Below are 22,343 nucleotides of genomic sequence, written 5' to 3' on the forward strand. Positions count from 1 at the left end.
AGTTTTTTTAGCGTGGCACTATATGCATAATTTCTTGAATAGGGTCAGAATTAATCGTAATTTTTTGTTTATGCAAAAATTATGATTTCTACTGGCGATAGTAGGAGAGGAAGCTGGAGAGTTTGCCCATTGCATCGCGAAGCGTTTGCAAGCGCGGCAAGTAGACTACGCGGAAGTAGCCTGGAGTCTGCCAATTAAAGCCTTTGCCGTGCACAATCAGCAACTTTTGGTCGCGCAGCAAATCAAGCGCAAACTGTTCGTCGTCGTGAATGTTGTAGCGAGCAGAATCGAGTTTTACAAACATGTAGAAAGCAGCATCTGGTCGCTCGACGCTTACGCCATCCATCTCCTGAAGTGCGTTATAGCAATACTCGCGCTGCTCATACACGCGTCCGCCCGGCTCCAAATACTTCTCAACGCTCTGGTATCCGCCCAAAGCAGTCTGAATAATAGATTGCGCAGGAACGTTCGAGCACAAGCGCATATTAGACAGCATGTTAAGCCCCATAATGTAGTCGCGAGCTTTGGATTTATCTCCCGAAAGGCTCATCCAGCCAATGCGGAAGCCAGCAATCATATGCGACTTAGAAAGTCCGCTAAAAGTTACGCAGAACACGTCTGGAGCAAGAGAAGCAATCGAAACATGTTTTTTGCCGTCCATAACAAGACGATCGTAAATCTCGTCCGCAAAAATAATCAGATTAAACTCGCGCGCAATCTTAACAATCTCTTCCAAAACTTCGCGACTATACAGCACGCCTGTAGGATTATTCGGGTTAATAATCACGATTGCTTTAGTACGAGGTGTGATTTTAGAGCGAATATCGGCAATATCTGGGTACCAATGCGACTTTTCGTCACACATGTAGTGCACAGGAGTGCCGCCAGCCAAGCTCGCGCACGCAGTCCACAACGGGTAGTCTGGGCTTGGTATAAGAATCTCGTCGCCGCAATCAAGCAACGCTTGCATAGAAAGATTAATCAGCTCGGAAACGCCGTTTCCAGTGTAAATATCTTCCATTTGCACGCCTGGAATGCCCTTAAGTTGATCGTATTGCATAATCGCCTTGCGTGCGGAGAAAAGTCCGCGACTATCCGAGTAGCCTTCGCAGTCAATAAGCTGCTGTTGCATGTCGTAAATCACTTCGTCTGGAGCGCGGAATCCAAAAGGCGCAGGATTTCCAATGTTGAGCTTTAAAATATGCGTTCCGTTTGCTTCCATGCGGTTTGCTTCTTCTACAACAGGGCCTCGAACGTCGTAGAGCACGTGCTCAAGTTTGGTGGATTTGTTGAAGTTTCTATGTTTGAGTGTTTCGGAAAGCTCATCTTCTGTTAATGGGCGATTTTCCTCGTGCTGCTCGCTGCAATCTGCTTGCGCCTTTTGCGCGGTTTTTGCGCAAGAATGCCCACCTTTGATTCCGTAGTCGCTAATTTCAAGAATTTGTGCAAGCATATCTCGCACGTCTTTGCGTGGCTCAGTTTTACCGCTTAAATACTGGCTTAACTGGCTTTTGCCAAGCTTATGGCCGCTTTTTGCTGCAAGATCGATTACATCAATCTGCTTATATCCTTTGATTTTCATGGCCTTTTTAAGGTCGTTTGCAAAATTCTGTGCCATAATCCGTCTTTCTTATAGAAGCTTATAAAATCAGCATTCTTAAATTGAACAAACTTACAACAAAGTTCAAAATAGAAGCTATAAATTGAACTTTGAGGCGATTAAAAGACAATTTTACGCATAAAAAAGCATTTTGCAAGCCTAGAATTGAATTTATTTTGAATTTTGACCAAATTTTGGCTGAGTAATAATTAAGAATTGAACTAAAAAGACATTAAATTGAACTTATTTTGATTTGTTGGAATACGATTTTGCGCAATTCACAATCTTGTAGCGTGTTTGTAGCACTGCTCGAACGGATAATCCGCGAGAGCACTCCTCCCGCGTTTGTTTTCCGAATTGGCTATTACGACAACAAATGCGGGAAGAAGCTGCTGACTTTGTGCCAAAAATGGGTCAAATTTGATATATTTTTGGTACATTTTTGATATATTTTCCACAAATAATTGCGCAGTTTGCTGTAGTGCTACCATGAGTTACATGTATTTCTTTACTCCGCGCAGATGTGAATCTACCCAAAAAATAATGTATGCCAATAAAGGGCAGGCTCTTATGGCAGCGGATAAAAGCCTTAGAGAGCGCGGAGCAAGATTATGGGTTTATAAATGCGATTATTGCGGAAGTTGGCATTTAACGCATTCAAATCCTGCAATTCGTAAGTATTGCGATATGCGCTCGCGATTTGAAACAACCAAACCTAAGTCTAGAAAACGCGGATATAAGCCGCGTTTTCGTTAAATAATTAATGCTAAATAATTAACACTAAAAATCAGCAAATCAATAAATCAATACTTAAAAGTAAATCCTTGCGCATTAAGCTGCGATTCGCAACTATGGTTTTTGGCGCCAGAATCTACAGCAAGCTTTGCGATTTGTGCGCTGAACGCGTCTACTGGTTTGCTAGCATTTCGCAAATCGTAGTATTTATGCACTCTTTCATCGAATTCTGCAAGTTTTTCAAGCAAAACATCATCGCTGCTAGGGTATTCATTTTCAAAGAATTGCATGCTCGAGTCCATGCGCGGCTTTAGCTCTGGGCTTTGGTCTGGCTCGCCAATCGCAAGCCCAAGTACTGGATACGTGTATTTTGGCAACTTCAAAAGTTCAATTAAATCGGGAATGTTGTTCAAAATTGAACCAAGGATTACGCATCCGAGCCCAAGTGATTCTGCAGCTGTTTCCATAGCATGCAGTGCAAGAATTGCATCGTTCTGCGACTGTGAGAACCTGTATCCTGTTTTAAGCGTAAAATCGTTTCCGTCTGCATCAATGCCATTTTTGCGCGCTATAGCAGCATTTCTGTGCTGATCAATAACGAATACGTACAAAAGTGGCGCTGTGGCTATATAAGTTTGATTTCCAAGCTCGGAAAGCTTTTGTTTAAGATTTTTGCTAGTGATTTTAATCGCGGACCAGTCGTTTAAAAACTGACTACAAGCTGCGCGCTGTGCTGCTGCTTCCAACGTTTTTACAATATTTTCGCTAATCGGCTCGTTTTTAAAAGCGCGTATAGATCTGCGATTTAGAAGTGTCTGAATTGTTTTATTTTCTTCAATCTGTTTATTGTTGTTTTGATCGTTATTTTGTTGCAACTCTGTCATTTTATTTCCTTAAAATTATGCTATTTAAAAATATTTATGCTATTTAGACTACTTAAAATACTTGTTTTTCTTGTTATTTTCTGCGACTTTGCCTTTTCTTAATTGCAGATAGTACCGCGCGATTTGTGTATCTACCTGCAACTGTTGTTAATATTGCGCTAAAAATCGCAAGCCCGAGGTTCATGAGCAAAGAATCTTCTTGTTTATTGTCTTTACTGATTTTTTTATAGTCTTCCCTATTTACGTCTTTATTTTTGCTACTTTTATTTTTTCTGTATTTCTCAAATTGTTTATTTTGCGCGATTTTGTGCATTTTATTGTTTTTTACGTAATGCTTCCATACGATTTCTGCGACTTTACCTACGACCATTGTAACAATTGCAGGAATTGCAGATTTTGCAATCATATCTAACAAAGTGTCAGGATTTTTAAGTCTTTTTTGTCTTAATGCAATAGCTTTATCGTTAACCTTGTTTAAACGCTTAATTGTAAGATTTGAAGCGCTGCGGGTTGCGCTGCGAGACGCATTATGAGTCGCACAATAATCTGCATGTGCGTTGGAAGATTCGGTATAAAATTGACCAGAAAAGTCTTGTCGTGAATTGTGCTGCGAATCATTCCGTGAATCATATCGTGAATCATTTTGGGTTAACGTCATATTTTTATGGTAATGGTAGCGAAATACCAATTAGTAATTGACATGTAAAAGTGTTATAAAAGTGTTATAAAAGCGAGCGAATATGGCAGTGGAGCCAGTTTGTAAGTAATGGGTTTAGATTTGCGCTAAGGCACCAAGCGTAGATTTTTGACTTGTTGGCGGTGCTTAAGGCGGAGTGGATTTATGCTGAACAGTATTGACGTTGACGTTAATGGTGGTTCATTTAGCGGAGATTCGTACGAGATTCAAGATGTTCCAGCAACTTGTGGCGGAGCTCCAGAGGGAAGACTTGTTCTTTTGCGTCACGGACAAACTGTTTGGAGCGAATCAGGTCAGCATACAGGCAGAACGGATATACCGCTTACTCAAATTGGTTGTTCGCAAGCAGTTTATGCTGGTGAGCGCATTCGACAAGCATTTCCTAAGGGTTTTGATGCGGATTGCCAGTTTGTAAGCCCTCTTGTTCGTGCTCGTCAAACAGCTCAACTGGCGGGTTTTACGTATTGCACGCCGTTAGAATACGCAGCTGAATGGGATTATGGGTGTGCAGAAGGGCGAACTAGAAAAGATGTCTCCGCGTTAAGCGGAGTAGAATCGTGGGATGTTTGGCGAGATGGTCCTAAGGCTCTTCCAGAGTTTATGTCGGATTCTTGTGAAGAGTCTCTTCCTAGTGGTGAAACGGTGAAAGTCGTACGCTGCAATGGGGAAAGTCTGCAGGATGTTTCTGATAGAACGCAAAAAATAATCGACTCTGTTTTACCAAAACTTAAAAGCGGCAAGGATGTGATTATTGTTGCACACGCGCATGTTCTTAGAATTTTAGCTATGAGATGGTTAGGCGTTGATGCGTCTCAAGCGCGGTTGCTGCGACTAGACACTGCTCATTACAGCGCTCTTGGAACTTATAAGGGAGATCGTGTAATCGTTCGCTGGAATTGTTGATTTGTGATTGTTGCAGATTATTCGACACGCCATCATATCAACACTGCTATCGTTTGCAATATCTTTGCATTTGAGGCATAATAAAAATTGTCGAAAAGGGCACCTAGGGGTGCGGCGGCTCATAGTAGGGTCGACGGCATAGGAGAAAGGTTCGATGATGAATCGTACAATTAAGTCAACAATTGCGCTTGTAGCTTGCTCCGCGATGGCATTTGGTGCGCTCGCTGCATGTGGTTCCAGCTCTTCGGATTCTTCCGACAAGGGTAAGGTTTACTTCCTTAACTTCAAGCCAGAATCTGCTGATCAGTGGAAGGAAGTTGCTAAGGAATATACCAAGAAGACTGGTATTCCTGTAAAGGTCCAGAACGCTGCTTCTGGTACATATGAGCAGTCTCTTAAGAGTGAAATCAGCAAGGGTGATGAAGCCCCTACACTCTTCCAGGTGAATGGTCCTGTTGGATATGCGTCTTGGAAGGATTACACTGCAGATCTTAAGGATACGGAGCTTTACAAGCAGCTTCAGAACAAGGATCTTGCTCTTAAGGATGGAGATAAGGTTGTTGGTGTTCCATACGCAATGGAAACTTACGGCTTGATTTACAATAAAGCTTTGCTTAAGAAGTACACTGAGCTTAAGGATGCAAAGGTAAAGTCTGCTGAAGAGATTAACTCCTTCGATAAGCTTAAGGCTGTTGCTGACGACATTCAGGCTCGTAAGAGTGAACTTGGTGTTGATGGCGCATTCACTTCTGCTGGCTTCGATTCCAGCTCTGATTGGCGCTTTAAGACTCACCTTGCAAACATTCCTCTGTACTACGAGTTCAAGGCAGACAAGGTAACTAAGCAGCCAGCAAAGATTAAGGGCACGTTCCTTGACGGCTACAAGAAGATCTTTGATCTTTACATTACTGATTCCACCACTCCTGCAACTCAGCTCAGCTCTAAGACTGGCGAGGATGCAAACTCTGAGTTCTCGCTTGGCAAGGCTGTGTTCTATCAGAATGGTACTTGGGCTTGGACCGACTTGCAGAAGGCTGGCATGAAGGCTGAAGACCTTGGCATGCTCCCAATCTACATTGGTGCTAAGGGCGAAGAAAAGCAGGGCTTGGCTACTGGCTCCGAGAACTACTGGTGCATTAACGATAAGACTTCGGATGCAAACAAGAAGGCAACTAAGGACTTCTTGAAGTGGGTTCTTACCTCTGATTACGGCAAGGAAGCTATGTCTAAGAAGATGGGCTTCACCACTCCATTCAAGAGCTTTGCTGATATGAAGTCTGAGAATCCTTTGACTGCTGCTGCTGTTGAAGATGCTCAGTCTGGTAAGACTCCTGTAAGCTGGAACTTCACTATGATGCCATCTGACAACTGGAAGAACGATCTTGGCTCCGCTTTGCTTGAGTATGCTCAGGGCACTGGCAAGTGGGATAAGGTTAAGAGCGCCTTCGTTGACAATTGGGCTAAGGAAGTTGCTCAGACTCACGAAGATCAGGATTAATCTGAATATTGATTATTTGGCTTAAACTTGATTACAAATTAAAGTCATAATTTAAGAACATAATTTAAAACGATAATTTAAGATTGGGCTGTTGATGTAATTGCATTAGCACAGTGCATTAATAGCCTACCAAAAGAGCTTCAAGCCTTAGGGGTTTGAAGCTCTTTTGTTTGAATTTAGGCTGACTTAGTCTGATATTTAAATAGTATTTTAAGATTGCATTTAAAATGGTACTTGAACTAAGCTGCGTCAAGTTGAGATGTACTCGAGCGCACAATTAGCTGTGCTGGAATCGTAATGTATCTGCGACTTTCATCTAAATAATCTCCATTAATTAAAGATAAAGTCATTTTTGCAGTATCTACTGCCATGCTTACAGGGTCTTGTCTAATAGTTGTAAGTCCTGTTTCTCTAGCGTAGAAGCTGTCGTCAAAACCAATAATTGAAAGATCTCCTGGAGTATTGTATCCACTCCTAGAAAGCTGGAACATTAAAGGTATTGCTATTCCATCTTCTTGGCATGCAATTGCAGTAGGCATACTACTGTTGCTTAAAAGCGATGAAACTATTGAACTTATGCGGTCTAAACCTTCTGGAGCTACGATTTCGGTAGGCGTAATATTGTTAATCTTGCATTCGTCAATAAACGAATGATAACGTTGTAAAACGCTGAAATGCAGGGAAACATCGCGATTTGTGCGAATATAAGCTATGTTTTTATGACCTAATCCAATAAGATGGCGAGCCATAAGCCTCGCGCCCTGATTGTCGTCAATATTAATTGTTGCGTCAAAATCGCAGTCCATAGGATATAAGCAATTTATGCCTAAAACCGGTACGCCAGTTGCCTTTAATGAAGCAACTTCCGACTTATTTACGTCAAATGAGCAAACTATTACAGCATCCGCATTTCTTCGAGTTGGTAGCATATCAAAGAATTCTGCGCGTTCTTGGCTGCTTGATATTTGGAAAATTGATAGATCGTATCCTGCTGGGTGAAGAACCTGATTCAATCCTTGTATTATGGATGCGCTAAACCACAGGCGAATGCTGTCGCTCATTAGTAGTGCGACTCTTAGAGTTTTGCCAGATTTTAAAGCGGCTGCAGAACGAGATATTGAGAAGTTTAGTTTTTCTGCAATAGCCAACACTTTGTCGCGAGTTATTGCGGAAACTAAGTCTGGTCGTGTAAATGAGCGTGAAACAGTAGATACTGATACGTGAGCTTCGTTGGCAACATCTTGAATATTAGCCGGCATGTGAACTCCTTTATTCGCACAACATCAATATCTTCATCAATATTTTTATTAATGTCTTCATTAATATCATTCAATCATCTTCAACGATAGTATATGAGCAGCGCATACATCAATGTTCATTGCGCCTCTTATACACAAACGTTTGCAATAAAAATAATAATAGCAGATTTTGCTGCAAAATCGCCAAAAATAGGGATTTTCTTCACATTTGATTTTAATTTCATCGCGTAACGACATGCAAAAAATGACAACGTTTGACATTGCTGTTGCATGTAGTAATATAAAAGTATTGGTTCGGGCGTCGACGCTCGTACAAGCGTCGTACTCAAGGAGGAGAAAGTGACGAGTCATGATTAATATGAGTGGAAAAGCAATACGTAAATGGTGGGCGTTATTCGCTTTGCCAACGTTTGCTGCTTTTGTAATCGGCTTTTTAGTGCCGTTCGTGATGGGTGTGTATCTTAGCTTTACTAAGTTCCATACTGTTACGGATGGAAAGTTTGTGGGTATTCGCAATTATCGCAAGGCTTTGCGCGATCCTCATTTTATTCATTCGTTGATTTTCACAACTGCTTTTACTGTTGTAACAACAGTTGTTATTAACGTTATTGCTTTTGCAATTGCGTATATGCTTACAAAGAAGTTCAAAGGTTCAAACTTATTCCGTACAGTGTTCTTTATGCCAAATCTTATTGGTGGCATTGTTTTGGGCTATGTTTGGCAAGTAGTGCTTAATGGTATTTTAGGCTACTTTGGTCGTGCTATTACGTATTCTGCGACGTACGGATTCTGGGGCATGGTTCTTTTGATATGCTGGCAGCAAATCGGATATATGATGATTATTTACATTGCTGGTTTGCAGGCGCTTCCAGGAGATGTTATTGAGGCGGCAGCTGTTGATGGCGCAAGCCCAACGCAAACGCTGTTTAAGATTACGATTCCTCTTATGATGCCGTCCATTACAGTGTGCACATTCTTGACTGTTACAAACGGATTCAAGCTGTTCGATCAAAACTTGGCGTTGACTAATGGTGCTCCTTCCAGAAAGTCGGAGATGTTGGCATTGAACATTTTCAACACGTTCTACGGAAGAATCAATGGTGAAGGTGTTGGTCAGGCAAAGGCAGTCATATTCTTCATCATTGTGGCTGTAATTGCTTTGATTCAGAACAGGTTGACAACGTCTAAGGAGGTGGCAGCATGAACGAGAAGACTAAGCATCCTGTGCTTTGGACCACGCTTTTTGCTGTAGTGAGTTTGTTGTGGATTTTCCCAATTGCGTTAGTGTTTATGAACTCCTTTAAGTCAAAGGTGTATATTGCTAGCGAACCATTTTCACTTACTCCAAAGTCGTTTATTGGTTTTGATAATTACATTCTTGGCATTAATCGCACGAATTTGTTGATGAGCTTCTGGTGGACAATTGTTGTAACGATTGGCGCTGTGGTTCTGATTCTTTTGTGCACTTCGATGTGCGCATGGTGGATTGTGCGAGTAAACAATTGGGCTGCAAAACTGCTTTACGTATTGTTCTTGTTCAATATGATTGTGCCATTCCAGATGGTTATGTTCACTCTTTCCAACATCACTACAAAGCTTGGGTTGAACACCCCTTGGGGATTGTGGATTATCTACCTTGGTTTTGGCGCAGGTTTGGCTGTGTTTATTTTCACGGGCGTTGTGAAGGGTATTCCTCAGGAGTTGGAAGAGTCCGCAATGATTGATGGTGCTTCAGTGCCTCGCATATTCTTCCAGATTATTGTTCCAATTATGAGACCTGCAATTATATCCGTTTCTATCTTGCAAACAATGTGGATTTGGAACGACTTCCTTCTTCCTTACCTAACTTTGGATTTGAACAAGTATAAGACTGTTTCGATTGCAGTTCAATATTTGAAGGGTGGTTATGGTTCCGTTGAAATGGGTGCCATGATGGGCTGCTTGGTTCTTGCCATTCTTCCAATTATTATCTTCTACCTCATCTGCCAAAAGTATATTATCAAAGGCGTTATGGCTGGTGCGGTAAAAGGCTGAGGTCTTTTCTCCTTCGGACCTCGGTTGCATGATGATGGTGGTTGCAAAACTTTGCTTCCACCATCATTTGTGTTTAAGTGTATTTTTTAGTGTATTGTTATTTTAGATTTGTTTTAGATTGCGTTTAACTATGCGGGAGTGGTTGTAATGATTTCTTTTGGCAGCCCCGATTCAAAGTTTGCTCAAGGAATGGAATCGTTTGCAGATGCAGTATGGCTTACCATTTTAATGATTATTACTAGTATTCCGATTATAACGATTGGCGCCTCTATTACAGCTGCTCATGAAACTGCTAGAAGGATTGAACGCGGAGAAGCGCACACAACTTCAATCTATTTTAAATCTTTTAAAAATAATTTTGTTAAATCTACTATTATTTGGATAATTTTGCTTCCGATTCTTCTGGCAATTGTAGGGTCTTGGATTTTTCTGCAGCTTACGCCACTTTTAATAATAAAGTTTGCGATCAGTATTTTATGGGTTTTGGTTGCTCAATGGGTGTTTGCTCTTCAAGCAAGATTTGAAAATTCTGTTGGTAGAACTTTGATTAATTCGTTGATTTTTAGCGTATCTTACATTGCAACCACTTTTATGATGGTTTTGCTTGACTTTGTATTTTTTGCGCTTGTCTATTTATCTTTAAAGTATTTTTTGCAAGGATTACCGCTGTTGATTTTGCTTGGATGGGGGTCTTTGATTATGCTCCACACTCCGCTGCTTGAACGCGTGTTTGCAAAATACGTTAAAACAAGTGGTAAGTGATTTGTGAATTGACATTAGTAACCCGAGAATTAGATGTAACCAAGTAATCGGGTATTCGGATAACTAGGTAATCGCGGGTAACTAGGTAATCGTGTATTCTGCAGAATAATTAATGAGGCGAACACCATCATGGATGTTCGCCTCATTTGGGACATCATTACAAGGTGCTTTAAATGTGCAACTATGCGCAAATCCTAACACCATGTCGGGGAGGGAAACAAGTTACTCTTAACAGATAACCATGCCCTTTCATTATACTCTAAATAGCTTTATTTATAAAGGTTTTCACCCTTTCTTTTTTGTTATTTTTATTGTTATTTTGGCTTAAATTCTAATTATTTTTGCCGTTCATAACAGCTGCCATAGAAAGCACTCTAGGTGACTTAAACACTTCGTCGGTATGAACAACATTGCCATCTTTATCAGCAAGAGGAATACGCCAATTTGGATATTCTGTACTGGTTCCAGGCTGATTCTGCGAACGCTTTTCTCCAACTGCGTCAACAAGCGCCACTTGCAAAAGCAAAGATGGGGAAGTGCGCATAATCGCATGCATAGCCTCCACAATCTCTTGCACATGGTCTTCTACATGTTCGGCAGCATCCTTGCTAATCCATCCGCCTTCCAAAAGCATCTTCATCATGGCGTCTCGCTCGGCGCTAGCAGCCTTCTGGAAGCTTTCTACAGAATCGGTAAGCAAGTGAAGCTCCTCGCGAAGCTTAACATGCTCAAAAGCAAGGTATCCAGCTGTAGGTGGCATGTCGTGAGTTGTAACAGATGCCAAAGCGTATTCGCGGTATGTAGAAGGGTTTGCAAATATAATCTGCTTTTTACCAGCCTTCTTAGCGGCTTTTTCTGCATCGTCGTTGTGAGTGAACCATTCAACAACAGTTCCAAGAATTCCATGCGAGGCAAGAACCTTAGAAACATATGCTGGAACAGTGCCCAAATCTTCGCCAATCACCAATCCGCCTGCGCGAGTTGCCTCAATGCTAAGAACAGCAAGCATAGCGTCCACGTTGTAGTACACGTAAGCACCGTTTTTAGCTCCTTGACCTTGCGGAATCCACCATAAGCGGAAAAGCCCGAGCACGTGGTCAATTCGAACCGCGCCAGCATGCAAGAACACGTTGTGAACCATGTCTCGGTATGCAATGTAACCAGTTTCGTCTAGATAATTAGGGTCAAATGGAGGCTGACCCCAATCCTGACCTTGCTGGTTGTAGAAGTCTGGAGGTGCACCAACGCTAACGCCGTTAGCAAATCGCTCTGGGCTCCACCACACATCTGCGCCATAACCGTGAACACCAACAGCCATGTCTTGCATAAGACCAATCGCCATTCCAGCGGCTTTAGCTTCGGCATGGGCAGCTGCAACCTGCTCGTCTGCAATCCACTGCAGCCAGCGGTGGAACTCCAACAAATCAGCGTGCTCGCGCTTAAGCGCGTCAATCTGAGGAGTGCCCTTGCCAGTGGTATCAAACCAAAGGTTATCTCCCCAAGGAGCGCCCCAAACCTCGAAGGCTACGCACCAAGTCGCAAAAGCGTCTAAGTCTTCTCCAGAACGCGCCTTAAAGTCTGCGAAATCCTGCTCACGCTCTTCGCTTCTAGGCTGCTCAAAAATCATCTTTAGTGCTGGTAGCTTTGCGCTCCAAGCAGCGTTAATATCCATAGGATTTGGATCGTTGTTTTGCGCTTCAACCGACTCGTGCAGAGCTTCCACTTGTTCTCTCTGGCTATCGCTTAATTGCGTGTATTCTGGAATATCCTGTGGGCGAATATAAGTTACGTTTAAGAATCTGCGCGACTCAGGCAAATAAGGCGAAGGCTCTAAAGGCGCCACTGGTGCGCAGGCGTGAATTGGGTTTATAAGCATGAAGTCGGCTTTGCCAATGCTACCCGCGTCTTTAAGCAGCCTACGCAAGTCGCCATAATCGCCAACTCCCCAAGATTCATTTGATCGCACGGAGTAGAGCTGAGTCATGTAGCCCCAGCGATGGCGTTCCTGAACGCTTTGCGGAAGAGGGATTCTTGCTGGAGCAGAAATCAGTGTAACCTGAGCATGCAAGGCGCATTCGTCATCTACAGTTGCTTTCAGAGTGTGGTAACCCATTGGCAAATCTTCTGGAAGTTCCAGCAATAAGTCGCCCTCTTTGCTTGTCTTAAAGTTATTAAGCGGCTTATCAGGCGTATCCTCGTATTCTGTCCCGTCTTCTAAAGTCAGTGTTACGTGGATTTTGCTTGGGTCGATTGCACTGCCGCCAGTGTGCACAGGCACTATTGTTTTTGTGCCATTAAAGCATACAACTGTTGGTGGCAGAAGTTCGCTATCTCGCTTTTCTTGCACTCGTTTTAGTGAGTTTGCAATATTTTCCTCTGTATCTGCTTGCCAACCTAGTGCATCTAGCACGCCAACAAGAGCTTCATCGGTAATTTCCGTATAGTCGCCTAGTTGGTCGATGTAGAAAGTTGCAACTCCGCAGGCTTTTGCTAACTGAATTAGTGGACGATTGAGTCGTTCTGTGCTTTCTTCTACGGGCACAGGCGTGGCAGCCTTTGTTTTGGCGTTGTCTGTTGTGCTCATGATGCTCCTTTGTTAATCAGTGGCACATGTAATCTCATCGCATCGATGTTGGTTTGCAAACGATGTCGAAGAGTGCGATTTCTCAACACCTCACTGGATTGAGGCACGCTCTAGCTAACCATTATATTAAGTATTGATATCGTTTGCAATATTGGCGATTTTCGTGGCACTTAACAAAAACCGCAGAAGGTTAAATACCAACTGCGGTTTTTGTTATTTGTTATTTGCGCATATTTGCTGCTACTTACTTGCGACGGATTCGCATAAAGTGCCATCCTGCGCCGATTGCTGCGATTCCAGCAGTTATGCTGCCAGCAACAGCTGCGATTAGCGTTGTGCTGTTGCCAGCGGCGTGCTCACCGTTGTTTGCGCCAGATGCCTGAGCGCTCTTATCGCTGCTATTGTCTTCGCTCTTTGAGTCTTCGTTCTTGGACTCTTCGTTCTTGGACTCTTCGTTCTTGGACTCTTCGGATTCCTTCTGATTTTCATCTTTTGCGGAATCGTTAGATGTGTTCTTGGACTCTTCGCTCTTTGTTGTGTTTGCGGAGCTTGCTGTAGGAGCAGCAGATGCTGCAGCACGAGGCGTGCGTGCAGGAGTCTCTGCGGTTGCTGGCGACTTAGCAGTAGCGTTTTCTACGAGTGATTCTGCAGCTTTTGCGGTATGCGTGGACTCCGTTTGGTTCGCTGGAACAGCACTGTGCTTAGGGGCAGCCTGTGGTGCAGACTGTGATACAGAAGGAGCCGAAGCCTGTGGCGCACTTGGTGCAGCATTGTTCTGTGGCGCATTCTGTGGAGTGCTTGGAGCTGGAGCTGGCTGTTTTGCGCTTGGTGGCGCAGAAGGAGCCGGTTCCAGCACCTGTGGGTTTGAAGCCGCTGGAGGTGCTGGTGGATTAAGCGGAGCTTGTGGCTGCACCTGTGGAGCCTCTTGCGGAGTGCTTGGAGCTGGAGCAGGAGCTGGCTTTTGCGCCTGTGGCTTCAAAGCTTTCTCAGCACCAGATAGCATCTGATTAGATGAGTCAATCTTTAATATGCTAGAGTTCATTCTTTGAATTCGACTGCTTAAGCTTTTCTCAACTAGATCAAACGTAGAATTTGATGCGGCAAATTTTGCAGTGTAGCTGTTTTTTACACTAGGTGGAAGATCTTTGATTGTCTCGTTAATCTTTTCCTTAATTTCTTCAGCTTGTTTCTTTATATTAGCTATTTTTTCGTTTGTTTTATTTACTTTAGATATAACTTCTTGCGCTTGTGCTTTAGCTTTATTTAGCCTGTCTTTAGCTTCTGCAACAGCCTTCTTTGCTTCTTCAAACTTAGTTTCAAATTCTTTTAGCTGATTTGATAGTCGTTCAGAATCTGCTTTTGCTGTTTTAATATTTTCTTCAGCATTATCTTTGTTTATTCTAGCGTTTTCAAGATTAGCAGTTTCGTCTAGAACTCTTTTCTCTGCTTCTTGTGCTTTGCCTATTTCTTCCTGCAACTTACTAGCAGATTTTTGAGCAGCATCAGTAAGCTCTTCTAGCTTAGACTTAGCAGTGTTTAATGATTCTTCTGCTTCTTGCTTAGAACCTTCTAACTCTTCTATAGTCTTCTTATACTCAGCTATTTCGGATTCTTTATCTGAAACTTCTTTAGCTAATTTTTCAGCCTCAGCATTCTTTTCGTTAGCAGCTTTTCGAGCATCTTTTGCGTCATCAGAAACTTTTGTCAAAGAATTTTTCTCTGAGGTTAATTCTTTAATTGCAGAAGATAATTCGCTAATTTTTGCAGACTTGTCAGCTTCAGCAAGTTCTTTCTGAAGCTTTTTGGCTTCTTCTGTAAGTTGTTCTGCGCGTTGCTGTTCTTGTTCTGCAGTCTTCTTTAGAGTATCTGCTTCATCTTGTGCTTGATTTTTCTTTTCGGATAAATTATTTATTTTTTCTGCATTGTCAGTACTGCCGAGTTTTCCATTAGATTCGAGTTTGCGAATCTCTGCCTCATAATTATTTATTTCTGATTGCTTGCTTTCATATTCTTTTTGTTTTTGGGCAGCAGTCTTCTTTGCTTCCTCAGCATTACGATTTTTCTCTTCAAAATTCTTCTTTAGAGTATTAATTTTTTCAGAATTGTTTTTGTTTTCTTCTTCTGCTGTATTTAAATCTTTTTGTAATTGTTCAAGTTGTGGATTGAGCTTGTTAATTTTAGAGTCAGCTTCATTCCCAGCTGCTTCCTTTTGCTGTGCTTCTTTTTCAAGCTTGTCAGCTTCTGCCTTAGCGGATTCAGAGTTTTGTTTTGCTTCCTTTAAGGCAGATTCAAGTTCAGACTTTTTAGACTGCTCTTGTTCTAGAGCCTTTGAAGTCTCATCGAAATCTTCTTTCTCGTCTTTAACGACTTCATCTTGTTTGTCTTTTTTCTCTGAATTTATTTTGTTTACTTGTTCAGCATTTTGCTTAGCAGCATCAGCCTCTGCCTTAATTCTTTTGGCGTCTTCTACAGCTTTAGCCTTAGATTCAATCTCTTTTTCGGCAATAGACTTCTTCTGTTTCGCTTCTTCTATATCTTTTTCAGCTTTTTTAATGCCTTCTTCAGCATTTTTCTTATTTTCTATAGTTTCAGTAACTTTTTTATTTGCAGCTTCTGCCTGAGTTTTAGCGTTTTCTATTTCTTGCTCTACTGCGTTAGCATCATTATTTGTTTCACCAGAAGCTGTGTTTGCTTCAGATGTTTTATTGGCAAGTTCTTTAATTTGTTCATCTGCTTGTGCCTTAGCTTTCTGCTGACCCTCATTTAGTGAGTCGTCGCCAGATTTTTGTTCGGATTCAGGCTTTCCAGCGTCGCCAGTAACAGGCGAGTTAACGGTTTGTGGTTTAAAATCTTCTGGACCGTAAGACACAACATTGCTAACAGCATTAAAACCAGTGTCGGATATTGTCTTAACCTGTGCTGCTGGATGATTGGATGTATCTGTTGTAGTCGCGTCGGCTGCGTTGGCAGCGTTTGCAATGCTTATGCTTCCAATAAGAGCCAAAGAGCTTGCTCCCAAAGAGATAGCGGCTGCAATCTTAGCGTTCATATTTACCTCATTCTTCAAATCATTTAGGTTTGGGGGTGGGGGTATTTGTTTAATTATCAAGTTGTAAGATCAAAGCGCTGACTGTTTATTACGTTTTGCGTCTCTGTCTTGTTTCTAGACTTTCTACTCTTCTCTACTCTGCATATTTCTCCACTTTGCATATACACAATAGGGGTATAAAGTATAAAAGTTATTCTAACAGAATCACAGGAATAATTCGCTCACTTTGGCAAGTTATAAGGAACAATTAAGGAAATTACAAGGATTCGCCTTGAAATATTAGTATCCGACTCAGTATTCGAAAATATTGGGTTATTCCCCAAAATATTAATATTCAATCATAAGCCAAAAAATAATCCCGACTTTGTTCCCAAATCACAGGAATAAGAGAACAAAATCGGGATAAATTGCGAGCCGAGCGCGCTCAAGAACTCAAGCAATCAAGCGCGCTTGCGACTCAACACAACGAATGTACGCGGCGGCACATGAACCGCACGCTGAGAGCCATTATCATCGCACAGCATAGAAACGCAGCTGCCAGAGTCGTGCCCCGTCCACTTAGCAAAATACTCAGTCGAATCCAACACGCAGCGCCACAGGCTTGCAGATTTAGCAGGCAAATCAATTGTTGCAGACGCATCATTCATAGGGTTCACACACACAATCAAGTCGCTTCCAATCTGCTCCGCAAGAACAGTATTATCAGACGCAGTAAGGTGAGTGCGCTGAGCATCATAAAAGTCAGCATTCTTAGCGCGAAGTTTTATAAGCGCACTATACCATTCTACAAGCGGTTGGAATCGCTCAGCTCTAGACCAATCAAGCTGGTTCATAAGAACGCCGCGATTATAAGAATTATCGCAACCATGCTTAGTGCGACCAAACTCCTCGCCGCCAAGCATAAACGGCATACCAGCAGAACACAAAATCAATCCAGCACTGAGAATATTAGCGCTAAAAATGTCTGCAACGCTGTTTGGATCACTTGCGTCAAAATCGCAGCTAGACGCATTATCGCGCATAGAAATACACAGCTTATCCCACAAAGTCAAATCGTCGTGAGCAGAAACATACTGCACAATTTGACCAACACTTTTACCAGCACAAGGCATACCACGCCAGCCATTAAACGCGTTTCGCACAGGATCCGCCGTCCAAAACTCATTGCCATTTACATATCCGCGGTCATGATGATCCATAACATTGCCCTTAAGCGTGTCACGAGACTCATCACTAAACCAGCCGATTCTAGAATCAAGGAATCCTCGCCCATCTTTATCTCCCATAGGGCAATCATCAGGTACAGCTGCAGCATCCGCGCCCCACGGCTCGCCATACATAAGAATATCTTTGCCGCCATCAAGCTTATCTAATTCTGCGCGAATCATGTTCAACGTTTCCGCGTCCGTTAATCCCATAAGGTCAAATCTAAAACCATCCACATGGTAGCAGCGCGCCCAATGCAAAATAGACTCAATCATAAAACGCCTAAACATTGGGTGATCGGAAGCCATTTCGTTACCGCAACCAGAACCGTTTGCAAAAGACCCATCAGACTTACGTCTGCAGAAATAGCCTGGGGCGACACTTTCAAACACATTCGACGCAGCCTCAAACATGTGGTTATAAACAACATCCATAACTACGCGCATTCCATTCTTGTGCAAAGCGCCAATCATCGCCTTGCACTCGCGTATTCTTGCCGTACCGTCGTATGGATTGCTAGAGTAAGCACCCTCCGGCACATTGTACGCATGTGGATCGTAGCCCCAATTGTAAAGCGAATCCACGCTCTCACCGTTTTTGCGAGCAGACGAAATCGCAACCTCATCCACAGTCGCAAAATCGTAGATTGGCATTAGTTGAACGTGAGTTACGCCAAGTTTTTTAAGATAGTCGATTCCAGTAGGGAAGTTGTTATCTGAATCTAAAGTCGTATGCGAATCTGTAAAAGCAAGATACTGACCACTATGTTCTGGCTTAAATCCGCCATTAGGATTGCTGCTAAAGTCTTCAACATGCATTTCCCAAACAACCGTCGCATGGCGTACAAACTCTGGCGACTTATCTTTGTGCCAGTCAGCTGGGCTAACGCGTTCCTCACTTACAACCATGCTGCGCTCGCCATTTACGCCACTAGCAACACCCCAAGGGTCACTTGTACGATTCACTTTTCCATCAGCAAAAGTCACCAGAAAATCGTAATAAACGCCATCTAGCCTTTGCAATATTGAAGTTCTCCATGCGCCGTCGCGCAATGGCTTTAAATTACGTGTTTTGAAAGGTTCGCTGTTGTTTCCTGTTTCAAAAAGTCTTAGCGTCACGCATGATGCGGTTGGCGCCCAAACTGTGAATGTTGTTGATTTTTCATTAAGCGAGCATCCAAGCTGACCCGAGTACACTGGCCATTGTGTTGAAGACGTGAACGTCATGTAATATATCCTTCTTTTAATTATTCAGAAGAAAATGAAGGCCGAAACGCTTTAAAACGCTCGACCCCCATTTTCAATTAAACCCCACAATTGATGTAGAGGTTACTATCCCTTAACAGAGCCAGACATCGACTCTTCATAGAATCGCTGCATAACAATAAACAGGATTGCAATCGGAATGGAAACGCACACAGCTCCAGCGGAGAATCGTGCGAACCAGTGATTGATGTATTCTCTCTGCAACATCTGGTACAAGCCCAAAGCCACAGTGTAATTATCTTGAGTACGGGCAATAGTCTTAACCAAAACGAAGTCAAGCCATGGACCCAAGAAGCTAACAATAGCCTGGAACACAATCATAGGCTTGCATATTGGAAGAATAATCTTCCAGAACACTTGCCAAGTTGTGCATCCGTCCAAATAAGCGGCTTCATCCAAAGACTTTGGAATCGTGTCCATATAGCCCTTCATAACGTAGAAGCCCATGCCGCTACCAGCAGAGTAAACGATTATAAGGGAAATAAGAACAACAGAACCATTCGTCAAGCCAAAAGCCTTCAAAATGAAGTAGATAGCAATAACTGCCATGATGCCTGGGAACATACCAAGAATCAAAGCAATGTTCATAAATGTCTTACGACCGCGGAAACGCAAACGAGACATGCAGAACGCTACTACAAGCACGAAGAACAGAGAGATAATGCACACGAAAATAGACACAATCAAGGTGTTTAAGAACATTCGTGGGAAGTCAAGAACTTCTCGCTCAGTAAACAGCTGAATGTAATTATTAAACGTGTACTTAGTTGGGAAGAACGTTGTCTGATATGGTGCAGTGTTCTGGTTAAAGCTTTCCAAGAACACCCAAACGATTGGCGCAAGCCAAATCACAGCCATAACGATCAGGAACAGATGAGCTACAATGTCTCCGAATATGCGGCGGATACGCTGATCGCGCCAGAACGGGACACTACGTACACTATGCACAGTCTGTTCGCCTTGCATAAGATCCTTCTTATTACTCACCGGAATCCCTCCTCATTCTTGTAGGAGCCAGAGTTGCGGTATGTTATCAAAGCAACAATCGCAAGCACAATGAATGTCATAATGCCGATTACCGCGCCCATGCTGTAGTTATCTTTATCAACCGTAAGCTTGTACAGCCAGGTGATGAGCAAATCAGTCTTACCTGCAGAAGAACCAATTGGTGTTGGCTCGCCGCCAGACAACAGGTAAATAACGTTGAAGTTATTAACGTTTCCAGTGAAGGTGGTGATCAGGTATGGAGTCATAACAAAGAAGATGTATGGCATAGTGACGTTCATGAAACGCTGCCACCAGCTTGCACCGTCAAGCTCTGCGGCTTCGTAAAGTTCAGCTGGAACGTTCTGCAAAATACCAGTGATCTGCATGATGGTGTAAGGAATACCAACCCAAAGGTTGATGAGAATAACCGTAACCCTTGCCCAAGTAGCATCCTGGAAGAACGGTAGTGGAGAATGAATCCAGCCAGAAGATATAAGAAGACGGTTAATAGCGCCATCTCTTTGCAACATGCTGTGCATAACAAGCAAGGACACAAACTGTGGGACAGCAATGGTCAAAGAGAAGCAGATACGCCACAAGCTCTTAAGACGAGTGGTGCGTCTGTTAATAATCATTGCCATAAACATGCCGAAGAAGAAGTTCAAGAATGTAGCGAAGAAAGCCCAAACAAGGGTCCAAATCAAAACATCAAAGAAGATTCCAGCATTAATGGTTCCAGTTGTATTTCCAAGAATCTTAAAGAAGTTGTTTAAACCAACCCAATGGAACAGCAATGTGTGGTCACGATCATAGTTTGTGAATGCCATCGAAATCATGAACACCAATGGCAAAACCGTGAACAAAACAATTCCAGCGGTTGGAAGAGTCATAAAACCAACGTGCGCATGGCGGTCGAGCAAAGACTCAACATCTTTAACAAAAGTAATAGGCTTTTCTCCGCGTGCTGCAAAAGCCTGAGCTTTGTATGCGCTACGCAAAGACAAAGTAGCTAAATAAATTAAAACAACAATTGCTGCAATGCTCATAACGCCATACAGCAAAATTTCAACAGAATTATCTCCAGCCACATAGTGCCAGAAGCCGTTAATCTTTACTCTACCCTGCTTCTTAGTACCAAGAGTACCGAATTTTGGTAGATATTCAGCGCCAGTTGTGGCCAAGAAGGCAAGAACTCCAGCCTCGCATAGAATGAATACGAGACCTTTCACGTACTGTTTGCGAACGAAGTTACCAAAACCGAAGATAATTATCGAAACCCAAGACAGTACGTCTGCGTGCTTTGCAGCCTCCTGTAATGAGTATTGCGAAGGGGCAATGTATTCATCGGCAGCAGGTGCCTTCTTACGCTTCCCTCGCTTGGTGGATGTCGTGCCAGTCATGACATGCCTTTCGTAAAATTGTGGGGCTTTTTACAAGCAAAAGACGCCCCGCCCCGATTTTAAAATCCTTAGGGGAGCGGGGCGTCCTTGCCGTGTGTTCTCTAAATATTATTTTCTTTTAAAAGAATTTAATATTTAGAAAACAGTCGTAAGTTAATACTTACTTCTTGAGAGCTTCCTCGAAGCCCTTCTGGAAGTCTGCAATCTTTGCAGCAGCGTTACCATCATTGACTTCCTTATTTGCCAATGCAGTACCGAAGGTCTTCATTGGATCCCAGAAGGCACCCATTTCTGGAACGGTTGGCTGCAAGACAGAAGTCTTAGCAATGGTGTTCATCTGAGCCACAGCGGCTGGGTTGTCCTTAACGAGATCAGCCAAAGACTTAGCAACTGGGATATCGCCGTGAAGCTTGTACATCTGCTCCTGGGATTCCTTAGAACCGAGGAATGCAGCGAACTTAGCGGCCATCTCTGGAGCCTTGGAGTTAGGGTTGTAAGCAACAGCCTTAGAACCAGCGAAGGACTTCATCTGATGTTCGCCATCTTCAGACTTGAACTTTGGAAGCTGAGCAGCAGCGTAGTTGTCGCCCAAAGCCTTCTTTACGTCGCCAGCATCCCAAGAGCCAGAGAAGTAAGCGTCAACAGTGTGGTTCTTAATGCCAGCTAAGCCAGCGCCATCGCCATCCATTACGAAGTTCTTGTTCTGAATGAGCTTTGCAACATACTTGGTGATTTCGGCAGCCTTGTCACCAATCTTGATGCCAGCCTTGCCATCGTTGCTCTTCTCGCCGAAGAGGGTCATGTTGCCATCGAGGTAGAAGCCTGGAAGGTACCAAGCGTTGCTGATATCGAAAGCAACCTTGCCCTTTTCGAGCATCTTATCGAGGGACTTAACGTCTTCGTCGGAGAACTTGGACTTATCGTAGTACATGAACCAAGTGTTGCCCATGTATGGAACGCCATAAAGCTTGCCATCCTGAGCGGTTACAGACTGGATGATGGTATCATCGTTGTCTTCCTTAACCTGCTTGGCAGCGTCGTCGCTCAACTCGCCAATTGCATTTGCTTTTACCAAGTCGCCGAGCTGATCGTTAGGGAACAGGTAAACGTCGGCAGCAGCCTTAGCGTCCTGCTTAACGGTCTTAGCAGCATCTGGTGGAGCAACAACAGCGTTCTTAAAAGTAACCTCTGGGTGATCCTTCTTGAAGGCTTTCTCCATAGCCTGAATCCAGCCGCCAGCCTTCTGATCTTCGGAAGAAGACCACACGGTGAGCTTTACTGGGTTTGCCTTGTTGCTGGAGCCAGCGTTGGTGCTAGAACCGCATGCAGCAAATCCAAACATTGTAGCGATTGCGAGGCCTGCGCCCAGCACTTTCTTCATATTCGTCATCCTTGACCTCCTATATCATGCCAGCTTGGCATGTTCTTTGGTGGCATAGTAACAGATTCCATGCGACGCAACATCGCATTTTGCTGCGTT

16 protein-coding genes are annotated in these 22,343 nt (G+C 43.1%); 6 read left to right on the plus strand and 10 right to left on the minus strand.

All coding sequences use genetic code 11. The features are described from left to right. Positions 1–88: 88 nt before the first annotated feature. Positions 89–1,618 (minus strand): aminotransferase class I/II-fold pyridoxal phosphate-dependent enzyme, encoded by a 1,530-nt coding sequence (locus tag HXT60_RS00250; RefSeq protein ID WP_415697209.1) that lies wholly within the window; start codon positions 1,616–1,618, stop codon positions 89–91. Positions 1,619–2,089: 471 nt separating this feature from the next. On the opposite strand from HXT60_RS00250, the gene HXT60_RS00255 reads away from it, so the two are divergent. Then, positions 2,090–2,356, plus strand: coding sequence for a hypothetical protein (locus HXT60_RS00255; RefSeq protein ID WP_421791107.1), 267 nt, complete (start codon positions 2,090–2,092; stop codon positions 2,354–2,356). Between the two features lie 47 nt (positions 2,357–2,403). Here HXT60_RS00255 and HXT60_RS00260 read toward each other — a convergent pair whose 3' ends face one another. Together HXT60_RS00260 and HXT60_RS00265 are read right to left on the minus strand one after the other, a co-directional pair. Next, complete coding sequence (locus tag HXT60_RS00260) at positions 2,404–3,219, minus strand: nitroreductase family protein (RefSeq protein WP_065189505.1); 816 nt, start codon at positions 3,217–3,219, stop codon at positions 2,404–2,406. A 73-nt stretch (positions 3,220–3,292) separates the two neighbouring features. Further along, complete coding sequence (locus HXT60_RS00265; protein ID WP_004112904.1) at positions 3,293–3,877, minus strand: hypothetical protein; 585 nt, start codon at positions 3,875–3,877, stop codon at positions 3,293–3,295. A 183-nt stretch (positions 3,878–4,060) separates the two neighbouring features. Here HXT60_RS00265 and HXT60_RS00270 point away from each other — a divergent pair, with 183 nt between their 5' ends. Continuing rightward, on the plus strand, positions 4,061–4,819 hold the full coding sequence (locus tag HXT60_RS00270) for a histidine phosphatase family protein (protein ID WP_004138413.1): 759 nt from the start codon (positions 4,061–4,063) through the stop codon (positions 4,817–4,819). Positions 4,820–4,973: 154 nt separating this feature from the next. Further along, positions 4,974–6,317 (plus strand): ABC transporter substrate-binding protein, encoded by a 1,344-nt coding sequence (locus HXT60_RS00275; protein ID WP_014554295.1) that lies wholly within the window; start codon positions 4,974–4,976, stop codon positions 6,315–6,317. Between the two features lie 239 nt (positions 6,318–6,556). Here HXT60_RS00275 and HXT60_RS00280 read toward each other — a convergent pair whose 3' ends face one another. Continuing rightward, positions 6,557–7,576, minus strand: a complete 1,020-nt coding sequence (locus tag HXT60_RS00280; protein ID WP_014554296.1) for a LacI family DNA-binding transcriptional regulator — start codon at positions 7,574–7,576, stop codon at positions 6,557–6,559. A 349-nt stretch (positions 7,577–7,925) separates the two neighbouring features. Between HXT60_RS00280 and HXT60_RS00285 the strand changes: the two genes are divergently transcribed. The 3 genes from HXT60_RS00285 to HXT60_RS00295 all read left to right on the plus strand — a co-directional run bounded on the left by HXT60_RS00285 (position 7,926) and on the right by HXT60_RS00295 (position 10,372). Continuing rightward, complete coding sequence (locus tag HXT60_RS00285) at positions 7,926–8,780, plus strand: carbohydrate ABC transporter permease (protein ID WP_014554297.1); 855 nt, start codon at positions 7,926–7,928, stop codon at positions 8,778–8,780. Then, complete coding sequence (locus HXT60_RS00290; RefSeq protein ID WP_421791110.1) at positions 8,777–9,610, plus strand: carbohydrate ABC transporter permease; 834 nt, start codon at positions 8,777–8,779, stop codon at positions 9,608–9,610. The genes HXT60_RS00285 and HXT60_RS00290 overlap by 4 nt, the downstream gene beginning before the upstream one ends. A gap of 147 nt (positions 9,611–9,757) precedes the next feature. Further along, positions 9,758–10,372: a DUF624 domain-containing protein gene (locus tag HXT60_RS00295; protein WP_020760800.1), complete on the plus strand. Its 615-nt coding sequence runs from the start codon at positions 9,758–9,760 to the stop codon at positions 10,370–10,372. A gap of 331 nt (positions 10,373–10,703) precedes the next feature. On the opposite strand, the gene malQ is transcribed toward HXT60_RS00295, so the two are convergent. The 6 genes from malQ to HXT60_RS00325 all read right to left on the minus strand — a co-directional run bounded on the left by malQ (position 10,704) and on the right by HXT60_RS00325 (position 22,253). Further along, positions 10,704–12,956, minus strand: coding sequence for a 4-alpha-glucanotransferase (malQ, locus tag HXT60_RS00300; RefSeq protein ID WP_020759820.1), 2,253 nt, complete (start codon positions 12,954–12,956; stop codon positions 10,704–10,706). A gap of 244 nt (positions 12,957–13,200) precedes the next feature. After that, entirely contained in the window at positions 13,201–16,005 is a 2,805-nt protein-coding gene (locus HXT60_RS00305; RefSeq protein ID WP_421791113.1) for a hypothetical protein, read from the minus strand. Positions 16,006–16,445: 440 nt separating this feature from the next. Beyond that, positions 16,446–18,437, minus strand: a complete 1,992-nt coding sequence (gene pulA / locus HXT60_RS00310) for a type I pullulanase (protein ID WP_248911693.1) — start codon at positions 18,435–18,437, stop codon at positions 16,446–16,448. 105 nt (positions 18,438–18,542) lie between these two features. Continuing rightward, positions 18,543–19,463 carry a sugar ABC transporter permease gene (locus tag HXT60_RS00315; protein ID WP_004113786.1) on the minus strand — a complete coding sequence of 307 codons (921 nt, stop codon included), beginning with the start codon at positions 19,461–19,463 and terminating at the stop codon, positions 18,543–18,545. Next, complete coding sequence (locus tag HXT60_RS00320) at positions 19,460–20,863, minus strand: carbohydrate ABC transporter permease (RefSeq protein WP_004118135.1); 1,404 nt, start codon at positions 20,861–20,863, stop codon at positions 19,460–19,462. Before HXT60_RS00320 ends, HXT60_RS00315 begins: the two co-directional genes overlap by 4 nt. A gap of 160 nt (positions 20,864–21,023) precedes the next feature. Continuing rightward, positions 21,024–22,253, minus strand: coding sequence for an extracellular solute-binding protein (locus tag HXT60_RS00325; protein WP_014554834.1), 1,230 nt, complete (start codon positions 22,251–22,253; stop codon positions 21,024–21,026). Positions 22,254–22,343 lie beyond the last annotated feature (90 nt).

It is taken from the genome of Gardnerella sp. KA01002, assembly GCF_049244015.1.
Classification (GTDB): domain Bacteria; phylum Actinomycetota; class Actinomycetes; order Actinomycetales; family Bifidobacteriaceae; genus Bifidobacterium; species Bifidobacterium vaginale.